At 32.0% G+C, this 12,023-nt stretch carries 10 protein-coding genes; 8 read left to right on the top strand and 2 right to left on the bottom strand.

Features of this window, described 5'->3' with window-relative positions; genetic code table 11:
• The first annotated feature begins 25 nt into the window (after nucleotides 1-25).
• From metA to thrB, 4 genes are all read left to right on the top strand, one after another.
• Nucleotides 26-931, top strand: a complete 906-nt coding sequence (gene metA / locus BM319_RS04050; protein WP_091021373.1) for a homoserine O-acetyltransferase MetA — start codon at nucleotides 26-28, stop codon at nucleotides 929-931.
• A 130-nt stretch (nucleotides 932-1,061) separates the two neighbouring features.
• The gene (locus BM319_RS04045) at nucleotides 1,062-2,366 is read left to right on the top strand and encodes a homoserine dehydrogenase (RefSeq protein WP_069032552.1); all 1,305 of its coding nucleotides are present in this window, start codon (nucleotides 1,062-1,064) and stop codon (nucleotides 2,364-2,366) included.
• The gene (gene thrC / locus BM319_RS04040) at nucleotides 2,359-3,417 is read left to right on the top strand and encodes a threonine synthase (RefSeq protein WP_217492988.1); all 1,059 of its coding nucleotides are present in this window, start codon (nucleotides 2,359-2,361) and stop codon (nucleotides 3,415-3,417) included. Before BM319_RS04045 ends, thrC begins: the two co-directional genes overlap by 8 nt.
• Complete coding sequence (gene thrB, locus BM319_RS04035; protein ID WP_069032554.1) at nucleotides 3,414-4,322, top strand: homoserine kinase; 909 nt, start codon at nucleotides 3,414-3,416, stop codon at nucleotides 4,320-4,322. Before thrC ends, thrB begins: the two co-directional genes overlap by 4 nt.
• Before the next feature lie 354 nt (nucleotides 4,323-4,676).
• Here thrB and BM319_RS24985 read toward each other — a convergent pair whose 3' ends face one another.
• Nucleotides 4,677-4,811 carry a hypothetical protein gene (locus tag BM319_RS24985; protein ID WP_091021372.1) on the bottom strand — a complete coding sequence of 45 codons (135 nt, stop codon included), beginning with the start codon at nucleotides 4,809-4,811 and terminating at the stop codon, nucleotides 4,677-4,679.
• A 147-nt stretch (nucleotides 4,812-4,958) separates the two neighbouring features.
• Between BM319_RS24985 and BM319_RS04025 the strand changes: the two genes are divergently transcribed.
• Complete coding sequence (locus BM319_RS04025) at nucleotides 4,959-5,333, top strand: hypothetical protein (protein ID WP_069032555.1); 375 nt, start codon at nucleotides 4,959-4,961, stop codon at nucleotides 5,331-5,333.
• Nucleotides 5,334-5,345: 12 nt separating this feature from the next.
• Here the strand turns inward: BM319_RS04025 and BM319_RS04020 are convergent, their stop codons facing one another.
• Nucleotides 5,346-5,906: a 3D domain-containing protein gene (locus BM319_RS04020; protein WP_025671360.1), complete on the bottom strand. Its 561-nt coding sequence runs from the start codon at nucleotides 5,904-5,906 to the stop codon at nucleotides 5,346-5,348.
• Between the two features lie 628 nt (nucleotides 5,907-6,534).
• On the opposite strand from BM319_RS04020, the gene BM319_RS04015 reads away from it, so the two are divergent.
• The 3 genes from BM319_RS04015 (at nucleotide 6,535) to BM319_RS04005 (ending at nucleotide 12,020) form a co-directional block, all read left to right on the top strand.
• Complete coding sequence (locus BM319_RS04015; protein WP_069032556.1) at nucleotides 6,535-8,316, top strand: M3 family oligoendopeptidase; 1,782 nt, start codon at nucleotides 6,535-6,537, stop codon at nucleotides 8,314-8,316.
• Between the two features lie 148 nt (nucleotides 8,317-8,464).
• On the top strand, nucleotides 8,465-10,204 hold the full coding sequence (locus BM319_RS04010; RefSeq protein WP_286143674.1) for an ABC transporter ATP-binding protein: 1,740 nt from the start codon (nucleotides 8,465-8,467) through the stop codon (nucleotides 10,202-10,204).
• Nucleotides 10,185-12,020 carry an ABC transporter ATP-binding protein gene (locus BM319_RS04005; protein ID WP_091021370.1) on the top strand — a complete coding sequence of 612 codons (1,836 nt, stop codon included), beginning with the start codon at nucleotides 10,185-10,187 and terminating at the stop codon, nucleotides 12,018-12,020. Before BM319_RS04010 ends, BM319_RS04005 begins: the two co-directional genes overlap by 20 nt.
• The last annotated feature ends 3 nt before the right edge of the window (nucleotides 12,021-12,023 follow it).

Here is a 12,023-nt window from a genome sequence, read left to right as displayed (position 1 = left end):
TTAAGAAAAAAGAGGAGTGGAAAAAATGCCTATAATTATCAACAAAGATCTACCTGCAACGGAAATACTAACGAAAGAAAATGTATTCTATATGACGAAAGAGCGAGCGGAATCACAAGATATAAGACCGCTTCAAATAGGCATTTTAAACTTAATGCCAACTAAAATTGAAACTGAGACGCAATTATTACGTTTAATTGCAAATTCACCTTTACAAGTAGATATCGATTTAATAGGTACTGAATCATACAAGCCCAAAAACGTTTCAGAAGAGCATGTTTCAAGCTTTTATAAAACAATTACACAAATTCAAAATACAAAATATGATGGCTTTATTATTACCGGTGCTCCAGTAGAGACATTGGACTTTGAAGAAGTTGAATATTGGTCGGAACTTAAAGAAATCATGGATTTCACAAAAGAAAATGTAACTTCTACATTGCATATATGTTGGGGTGCACAAGCAGGTCTCTATCATCACTTTGGAGTACCTAAATACACATTAGATAAAAAAATGTTTGGTGTTTTCGCACACTCGGTAGAGGATCGCTTTGTGAAACTAGTACGTGGCTTTGATGACGAGTATTATGTACCACATTCAAGACACACGGAGGTTAAGAAGGAAGACATCGATCAAATAGGGGAATTGAAGATTTTAAGTCTATCAGATGATGCTGGTGTCCATCTTGTCACTAGTGAGGATGGAAAGCAAATTTTTGCAACTGGACATCATGAATATTGTATTAATACTTTAAAATTAGAATATGAAAGAGATGTACAAAGAGGAGCGGAAATTGCTATTCCAAAAAACTATTTCCGAAATGATAATCCCAAAAAACAACCGATTGTACGTTGGAGAAGTCATGCTAATCTCCTTTTCTCAAATTGGTTAAATTATTACGTTTATCAAGAAACCCCTTACAATTTATAGTTTTATATTTTCAATTTCATAATTTTGTCAATTACTAAAAAAAAAATTGGAAAATTTAAAAAAGTGTTTGCTATTTTCATAAAACATTCCCATAATGGTAATATTATCAAATTTTAACGGAGGAGATCATATGAAGGACTGTATATCTATCGGCCTATTAGGACTTGGAACTGTTGGAAGTGGTGTTGTAAAAATTGTTGAAGATCATCAGGACAGATTAGCCCATCAAATCGGTTGTTCTGTTCAAGTAAAAAAGATTCTTGTTAAGGACCTTGAAAAGGAACGCTCAATTTCAATTCAAAAAGATTTATTAACGACTGATGCATATGAAATTTTAGATGATGCAGAAGTAGATGTTGTAGTAGAGGTAATGGGTGGAATTGAAGATGCTAGAAAGTACATACTCCATGCCCTTCGTAATAAAAAACATGTAGTCACAGCTAATAAAGATTTAATGGCTTTATATGGTACTGAATTACTCCGTGTAGCAAATGAGAATAAATGCGATTTATTCTATGAAGCTAGTGTTGCTGGTGGTATCCCTATTATTCGTAGTCTAGTAGATGGTTTAGCTGCAGACCGTGTAACTAAATTAATGGGAATTGTAAATGGAACGACAAACTTTATACTTACAAAGATGAGCAATGAAGGAAAAGCATATGAGGATGTCTTAAAAGAAGCACAGGAACTCGGCTTTGCAGAAGCAGATCCAACATCAGATGTTGAAGGATTAGATGCTGCGAGAAAAATGACAATCTTAGCTAAATTAGGTTTTTCAATGGATGTTGAACTAGAAGATGTGCAAGTACGTGGAATTAGTTCAGTATCTTCAGAAGACATCGATTTTGCTAAATACTTTGGTTATACAATGAAATTAATCGGTTATGCAAAGAGAAACGATAATCGAATTGAGGTTAGTGTTGGGCCAACTTTAATAGCGCATAATCATCCATTAGCATCTGTTAGCAATGAATTTAATGCAGTTTATGTATATGGTGAAGCTGTAGGAGAAACAATGTTCTATGGACCAGGTGCGGGTAGTTTACCAACTGCAACTGCAATCGTATCAGACTTAGTTGCGGTAATGAAAAATATGCGACTTGGTGTAAACGGTACAAGTGCTGTGTTACCACAATATCCAAAAGAAATTAAAGAAGATCATGAAATCTATTTTAAATCTTTCTTCCGCTTTACAGTAAAAGATCAATTAGGTTCGTTCGCTGAAATTACTTCAATTTTTACAGAATCTGATATAAGCTTTGAAAAAATTATTCAAGTTCCATTAAAGCATAAAGGTCTTGCTGAAATCATCTTAGTAACACACCATGCGTCATATTCAGCATACAAAAAAGTATTGGAAAATTTAGAAACATCTGATGTTGTCGATGAAGTACGAAGCTATTATCGAATTGCAGGTGAAGATCTTGATGTATAAAGGATTAATCGAAAAATATTCAAATTTATTACCAATAAATGAAGAAACACCAAAATTAACTTTAAATGAAGGGAATACGCCATTACTATTTTTACCTCACTTATCAGAGGAGTGGGGAATTGAATTATATGTTAAGTTAGAAGGGCTAAACCCAACAGGTTCATTTAAAGATCGTGGGATGGTAATGGCAGTTGCTAAGGCAAAGGAAGCAGGAAGTTCAGCAATTATTTGTGCATCGACAGGTAATACATCTGCTGCCGCTGCTGCTTATGCTGCAAGAGCTGGTATGAAATGTTTTGTTATTATTCCTAATGGCAAAATTGCATACGGTAAACTTGCGCAAGCTGTCATGTATGGAGCACATATCATTAGCATCGATGGAAATTTTGATCACGCATTACAAATGGTAAGAAAAATTAGTGAGTCTGAACCAATTACACTAGTAAATTCTGTAAACCCATATCGAATCGAGGGCCAGAAAACAGCTGCATTCGAAATTTGTGAGCAATTGGAAGAAGCTCCAGATATATTAGCAATTCCAGTTGGAAATGCAGGGAATATTACAGCTTATTGGAAAGGATTTAATGAATACAATTTATCAAAAGGTTATCAATTACCTAAAATGCATGGTTTTCAAGCAGAAGGTGCAGCACCAATTGTTAATAATAAAAAGATTGATAATCCCGAAACAATTGCAACAGCAATTCGAATTGGTAACCCAGCAAGCTGGGATCACGCGGTAAATGCAATTGGGCAATCAAACGGTGCAATCGATAGTGTATCAGATGAGGAAATCCTACAAGCGTATAAATGGATTGCATCAAAAGAAGGCGTATTTGCAGAACCAGGTTCATGTGCAAGTATTGCTGGAGTATATAAACAAGTACAATCTGGTGTCATCAAAAAAGGCTCAAAAGTAGTAGCCATCTTAACAGGTAATGGATTAAAGGATCCAGATATCGCAATTCAATCAAGTAAAATTGAGCCAATCCTGTTACCGAATGAAGAAAAAATTGTATTAGAACATTTACAAGGTGTGGTTTCGATATGAAAAAACTTTTACAAATAACAGTTCCTGCAAGCACTGCAAATGTAGGACCTGGTTTTGATTCGATCGGTATCGCGTTAGATCGATACTTAACAATTGAGGTTTATGATCACGATCAATATAGCTGTGAGGGATTTAGTGAATATTTAAAAGATATTCCACTTGATCATACAAATTTAATCTTAAAAACAGCAATTGATGTCGCAAAAGCAAATCATAAAACTTTGCCAACATGTCATTTAAAGCTTGAAAGTAATATTCCCTTAACAAGAGGTTTAGGAAGTAGTGCCTCAGCAATAGTAGGTGGCATTATACTAGCGAATGAACTTTGTAATCTTCAATTATCTCTAGAAGAACAGCTTAGAATCGCAACTGCAATTGAAGGTCATATGGATAATGTCGGAGCTTCACTTTATGGTGGCTTAGTTATTGGGACTTTTATAGATGGAAAAGCATATATCCAACACTCGACATTAAATAAAGTGTCAGTAGTAGCAATTATACCAAAATACGAATTAGAAACTGTTCATGCAAGAAATATATTACCTTCAACGATTCCTTATAAAGATGCTATACAATCTAGCAGCTTTAGTAATCTGTTAGTATCAGCACTATTAACGGAAAATTGGGCATTAGCAGGCGATATGATGAAACGAGATCTGTTTCACGAACCATATCGATGCAAAATTGTAAAAGAGCTAGAAACCCTAAAACAAATCGAATTACCTGAATATGTACATGGATTCGTATTAAGTGGCGCCGGTCCGACAGTACTAGCATTTGTTTCGATCGAAGGTTGTACTGAAGCAATTGACTATTTTACACGTTTATTTCCAAATTGTGATGTAAGTGAAATAAAAATAGAAAACAAAGGTGCAAAAGTAAAACATTCAATCCACTCGAATTAAAAGAAAGGCACTCAACTATGGAGAGTTGAGTGCTTTTTTATTTTTAAGATTAAATCTGAAGTGCAAATAAACAAGGTAGAGCTGCAAATAAAATCAGTGAAACTGCAAATAAAAAAGGTGAAACTGCAATTAAAATCTGTGGAGCTGCAAATAAAATAGCGGAAACTGCAATTAAATCTGTCAAGATGCAATTAAAAAAGCTAAAACTGCAAATAAAAATTGTCAAACTGCAATTAAAAAAATCGAGACTGCAAATAAAATCACTAAAACTGCAAATAGGAGCATGAATTATGAATAAACTAAGCGAAAATCACGGGAATAAACAATAAATAAGAATAAGGAATCAATAATTCTTTATTTTTCTCGTTCTTTCATATATTTTTCCGCAAGTAATTGTTTAACTTGATTATATGTCAAACCAGAATTTGCATTTTTTCTTTTCACTTCGTTTATGTCAGTTCCAGTTATCGTAAAACGTTTATCTTTCATTTGGTTTCATCTCCAAAACAAAATTATATAATCTTATTATTTATTAGTTAAATGGAAAATATCCAAAAGGATTGATTAAAAGAGCAATTAAATTAATTAGTAAGATATGTTAAAATTATAAAGATAAATAGAGTAGGAGATAAAACCATGCATGAGATTTTCTTTGGGTTATTAGGTTTCATATTTCGCTTAATATCTTGGTTTGTTATCGAAATAATCGCTCAATTTTTCTTTGATTATTTGCCAAAAAAATTTTTTGGTTATTCGTTTTATGAGAAAGATGTGGAATTGATTGAAAAGAGAATTACTATATTGAAAAAAGAAGAGTGGTTTAAACCATATGAAATGTATTTACTAGAAATATCACAAAGAAAGAGTATTCAAAGGTTAATTTTAAAAGCAAATATGCATGAAATTATATCTATTGTTGAAAAGAGAAATGAATTCTTAACTGAATTAGATCGGCGATTATTTGACCTAAATCCAAATGGAAGTAGAAATAGAAAAACGAGCCTAGATTAAAGGCTCGTTTTCTTATTTTTTATAAACTTTTACAGTAACTGTTTTAACTCCCCATTTTTGGGCATTTTTCTGACTTGGGATAAATACATCAATTTTATTTCCTTTTAGAGAACCACCAGTATCTCCAGCAATTGCATAGCCATAGCCTTCTACATATACTTTAGAACCTAAAGGAATTACTTTTGGATCAACAGAAATAACTTTTGCTTTTGGATTCTTTTTTAAATCTATGCCAGTAGCTGTTTTACCACTACATCCTTTACAGCTACCAGTGTAAGCTGTAGCTTTCATTTTAATTACTTTATAAGGTGTAGCAGCTTTAGCTGTTGTTTTTTTAGTTGTTGTTGTTTTTTTCTTAGTTGCCGGTTTAATTTGTAATACTTGATTTACTTTAATTAGGTCTGATTTTAAATGGTTCCAAGATTTAATCTGAGAAACTGTTACCTTTTGTTTTTTTGCGATAGCAGATAAAGTATCACCAGATTTAACTTTGTATGTTGCTGCGTATGTATTTGTCGTAAATCCCATTGTTAGAATAACAGTAGTAACAAAACATGTCATTAATTTTTTCATATTTCCCGCTCCTGTCCATCTTCTATGTATAATACTTTACCATGGGAATGTGACAGTAAGATTTCAGTAGTTTTATTTTATATTACAAATATATTACCTTTTTTTATAATTTTCTATAAATTCTGCATAATAACTACAGTTCATTTCGACATAGTTCCAATTTAAGAATGTTCATCCCTGATTTATGAGCAAAGATCCTTGATTTTAAAGGGCTAAAAGAGGTGAATTGAAAAGTGAATAGGAAGATAGTTAATCAGTAAAAACTGTTCAATCAGGTAATAAATAGTCTAGAAAAACATACTTTTTTAGGACAATTGAGATGGGTTTTATTAATTTAGAATTAAAAACTATGTAACATTTAGTGATGTTTTGTAATATTTGCTTTTAATTTAAGGCTAAACAGAAACTGAATTTTAGTTCTAAAAACTTCTAAATTTTACTAAAAACTAACTCAAACTGAATCGTGCTAAACATTTCTTTCTATTATAAATAGACAAAATGTACGATTACAGCAAAATTCAACAAGCTTGTGTAGGATTTAAAATTGGTAAAAGTAGTATGATTAGACTAAATATTTTGAATAATGTATAATAACAAATGTACTTAAAAAACCAAAAGGTGGGGTCGTATGTCAACAAATACATATTCACTTACATGGGATTTAGATGTTTTCTTTAAAGGAGGCAGTGAATCTCCTGAATTCGCATCATACATAATAGAAATTACCAATTTAGTAGAAAGAATTGAAAAACAAGTTTCTTTGTTTTCTGCTCCTAAAAGTAGTGATGAAGTTGAGGAATTAGCTGATATCATAGGTAATATTGAAGTAATAGGTAAGAAATTATCGCAAGCTAGTGGGTTTGTTAGCTGTTTACAAGCTCAAAATATGGCTGATCAAAAAGCTAATTTATTAAGAGGAAAGTTAACGCAGCTATATGCAACATTTTCTACGTCTTTAACAAAATTCCATAGTCAACTAACGAAAATTGAAGATTCTGTTTGGAAAGATATTTTAGAAACTGATGAGTTTAAGGGAATTTCTTTCGCATTAAATGAGCGTCGTCAAAATGCTAGTGAATTATTATCAGTTGAACAAGAGGCATTAATTACTGCCCTTTCAGTTGACGGATATCATGGTTGGGGCCAAATGTACGATACTGTTGTTGGAAAAATGCAGATCGAACATGATGATAAACTTTTATCTGTTGGTCAAGCATCAAATCTATTTTCTTCTAAGGAACGCAATGTGCGTAAAGAGATTTTTGAAAAATGGGAAGAAACATGGGGAGAAGAGTCAGATTATTTCGCTAAAATATTAAACCACCTTGCAGGTTTCCGTTTAAGTGTATATGGACAACGTGGATGGAATAATGTATTAAAAGAACCATTATCAATCAATCGTATGAGTCAAGAAACACTTGATTCAATGTGGGGTGCGATAATCGACAATAAAGCGCCATTTGTTGAATATTTAGAAAGAAAAGCTAAATTACTAGGCGTAGATAAATTAAGTTGGTATGATTTAGATGCGCCTGTGGCTGATATTGATTCTACCGTTTCATATTCTGAAGGTGCAGAATTTATATTAGATCAATTTGGTAAATTTGGTGAAGAGTTAACTAGTTTTACAAAGATGGCTTTCGAAGATTCTTGGATTGAAGCGGAGGATCGTGCAGGTAAACGTCCAGGAGGTTTCTGTACAGGATTTCCTGAAAGCAGCCAATCACGTATTTTCATGACATATTCAGGTACACCTTCGAATGTTTCAACATTAGCACATGAATTAGGTCATGCTTTCCATTCATTTGCGATGAAAGATGTTCATACACTTAATAAATATTATGCGATGAATGTTGCTGAAACAGCTTCTACATTTGCAGAAATGATTGTAGCTGATGCAGCTGTTAAAAATGCGAGTTCCGATCAGGAACGTTTAGCTCTTTTAGAAGACAAAATTCAACGAAGTGTAGCATTTTATATGAATATTCATGCTCGCTTCTTGTTTGAAACGCGTTTTTATGAAGAGCGTAAAAATGGTGTTGTAAGTAAAAATAAAATAAATGAACTGATGGAAGAAGCTCAAAAAGAAGCGTATTGTGGGGCTTTAGAAGAGTATCATCCACATTTCTGGGCATCAAAACTACACTTTTATATTACAGGTGTACCGTTCTATAACTTCCCATACACATTTGGATACTTATTCTCATTAGGAATTTATGCAAAAGCATTGGAAGAAGGAAAGAGCTATGAACAGAAATATATTGCTCTTTTAAAAGATACAGCTTCTATGACAGTTGAAGAATTAGCTCAAAAACATTTAGGTGTAGATTTAACAAAACGTGATTTTTGGGAGAAGGCAGTAAAACTATCTCTTAAAGACGTTGAAGAATTTTTATCAATCACTGAATGATAACTTTCTATGAGGAGGACTCGTTTAATTACGAGTTCTTTTCATGTTTTAAATGCCTTTATTAACATTTTTGTAGATTTATTAAAAAGAGATAAGAAAATACGGAGGGGTTTTTAATCATTACCTCTTTAGTAGGGGAGTGACTAAAGTGAATAGTTTTAAATTTTTAAAACCATATAAAATAACAATTTTCGCAAGCATAGTCTTTTTACTATTAGAATTAGTCGTTGAATTATTTCAACCATATATTTTATCTAATATCATTAACAATGGAATAGTTCACAAAGACATGGCTTATGTTACAAAATGGGGAATCGTCATGATCGTGTTATCGATCGTTGCTTTTATTGGAGGAGTATTAAATACTTTTTATGCAACTCATATTGCTCAAAGCTATTCATATACGTTAAGGAAAACATTATTTGAGAAAGTACAAACTTTTTCATTTACGACGTTTAGTTATTTACCAACTTCATCAATCATTACTAGATTGACAAATGACGTTTCACAATTACAAAGTGCCGTATTTATGAGCTTAAGAATTATTTTGAGAGCACCATTAATCGTAACTGGTAGTGTCGTAATGGCATTAATTTTGAATTGGAAGCTTTCATTTATTCTATTTTTAATTTTACCTTTTTTATTTATCTTCCTAAATTGGATGGTTAAAAAAGGTAGAAGGCTATTTAAGAATGTTCAAGATAATGTGGATATTGTAAATAGTGTGCTAAGAGAAAATTTAGTTGGAATGAAATTAATTAAGGCATTCGTACGAAATGACTATGAAAATAATCGATTTCAACATATAAATCAAAATTTAAAACAAAAAACCTCAGTTGCTTTACGAACAATGGAAATTACGATGCCAGTCATGCTTCTATTTATGAATGCTGCGGTTTTGATTGTATTGTGGTTTGGAAATAGTAAAGTACATTCACATGAAACAAATATTGGAGATATTGTTGCAATCGTAAATTATATTTCTCGTATTACTTCATCATTTACTGTTTTTTCATTTATTATTAGTGCATTTTCAAGAATGAGAGCTTCTTCTGAACGGATCGATGAAATATTAACGATTGAAGAAGACTTTGTAGAAAAGAATGAAGGAAACCAACTTACAGATCGATTGGAAGGAAAAATTCAATTCCATCAAGTTTCTTTCAGTTATCCTAACTCTGAAAAAGAGGTGTTAAAAAATATTTCATTTGTTGCATATCCTCAAACAACAATTGCGATATTGGGCTCAACAGGGTCTGGAAAAACTTCTTTATTCCAATTAATCCCTCGCTTATACGATGTTAATTCTGGAACAATCTTAATTGATGATCAAGATATACGTAAAATAAACAGTAAGCAACTGAGAGGACAAATTGGATATGTACCACAAGAAGCTTTACTATTTACAGGTACAATCAAAGAAAATTTACTAATGGGTAGAGAAAGTGCATCAGATGAGGAAGTTTATTTAGCTGCTAAACATGCACAAATTCACGATTCAATTTTGACTTTCCCAAATGGATATGAAAGTTTAATTGGTCAAAAAGGAGTTAACCTTTCTGGTGGTCAAAAACAAAGACTTTCGATTGCAAGAGCGATTCTTAGAAAACCTAGTATCTTATTACTTGATGATAGTACTAGTGCATTAGATTTAAAAACCGAAGCTAGTTTGATTGAAGCTCTAAAAAATTACGACTGCACCACATTAATCATCACTCAAAAGATCAGCACAGCAAAAAATGCAGATAAAATATTAATTATAGATGAGGGTGAGCTTGTAGAAGAGGGTACACATGAATCTTTATTAAAAAGTTCAAAATTATATAAAGCAATCTACTATTCACAATATGGAAGGGAGGAAATTCATAATGTTAAAGGAGCTAACTAAACCTTTCCAATATAAACACTTACAATTATCAAAGGAAAAGAAGAAAAAGGAAGCTTCTCGAGCAGATAACGTTTCCTCAACATTGAAAAGAATATGGTCTTACCTAGCATTAATGAAAGGTAAATTAGTTGTCGTACTTTTAATGGTTTTAGCAAGTTCTGTACTCGGTTTATTAGGACCTGTATTAGTTGGCTATTCAATCGACCATTATATTCTAAAAGATAATTTAAGTGGTTTAAGTTGGTTAATCGTTGCTTTAGTGTTTATTTACTTAGGCTATTCAGCATCATTGTTTTTACAAAATTTTTGGATGATCGATATTGCTCAAAACACTGTAACAAAAATGAGGACAGAATTATTTAATATGTTTCATAAATTACCTATGTCATTTTTTGAAAAAAGACAACATGGAGAGTTAATGAGCCGTGTAACAAATGACTTGGAAAATGTAAGTTCGACTTTAAATACATCAGTAATCCAAGTTTTTTCAAGTGTTTTAACTTTAATTGGTACGATTTCAGTGATGCTTTGGTACAGTCCAATCTTAACTTTACTGACTTTATCAATTGTTCCAGTTTTAATAATTGGTATAAAATGGATTACGCACCGTACTGGCCAACTCTATAAAATCCAGCAACGTAACTTAGGTGAGTTAAATGGATTTATTGAAGAAACTGTTTCAGGCCAAAGAATCATCAAAACTTTTTCTCAAGAAGATAAAATGATTCGAGATTTTTTAAATAAAAATGAAAAATTGAAAAACTCAGGATTTTGGGCTTTTATCTTTGCCGGATTTATTCCTAAATTCATGAATGTATTAAACAATGTAAGCTTTGCAATCATTGCAGGTATTGGTGGCTACTTTGCCTATAAAGGACATATCTCGATTGGTACAATTGTTGTATTTACTGAGTATTCAAGACAATTTACTCGACCACTAAACGATTTATCAAATCAGTTTAATACATTACTTTCTGCTATTGCTGGTGCTGAAAGAGTATTCTCAATCATCGATGAAGATATTGAAGCGATTGATGAATCCCACATAATTAACGATCAAAAAGTTATTCAAGGTGAAGTTGAGTATAAAAATGTTAATTTTTCTTATGGGAAGGATTCAAATACATTAACAAATGTTTCATTCAAAGTATCACAAGGTGAGACAATTGCTCTAATCGGACCAACTGGTGCAGGTAAAACTACAGTAGTAAATTTACTTTCGCGCTTTTATCAAATCAATAGTGGTGATATACTCATAGATGGTGTAAGTATTGGACAATATTCTAGAAAAAATTTGAGACAGCAAATGGCATTTGTTTTACAAGATTCATTTTTATTTAAAGGAACAATTCGAGAAAATATTCGCTATGGTCGTTTAGATGCAACAGATGAAGAAGTAGAAGAGGCTGCAAAGCTTGCCAATGCACATAGTTTTATTATGAAATCTTCAAAAGGATATGATACAATCTTAAATCAAGATGATCAGCAAATTAGTCATGGTCAAAAGCAACTTCTCTCAATTGCTCGAGCTATTCTAGCAGATCCTGCAATTTTAATTTTAGATGAAGCAACAAGTAGTATTGATACAATTACTGAAATTAAAATTCAAGAAGCTTTACAAAGACTAATGCAAGGCCGAACAAGCTTTGTCATTGCTCATCGACTAAATACAATTAAAAATGCTAATCAAATACTTGTTTTGAAAAATGGAATGTGTATAGAGAGAGGTTCACATGAAGAACTAATTGATAAACAAGGATTTTACTATGAATTAGTAAATCATCAAGGGATGAGTGAAGATCAGCATATACAATAAAGG

This window comes from Bacillus sp. UNCCL81, from assembly GCF_900112535.1.
In the GTDB taxonomy this organism is placed as follows: domain Bacteria; phylum Bacillota; class Bacilli; order Bacillales; family Bacillaceae_G; genus Gottfriedia; species Gottfriedia luciferensis_B.
Note: the sequence above shows the minus strand (reverse complement) of the source record. Positions and strands in the feature narration are given on the sequence as shown.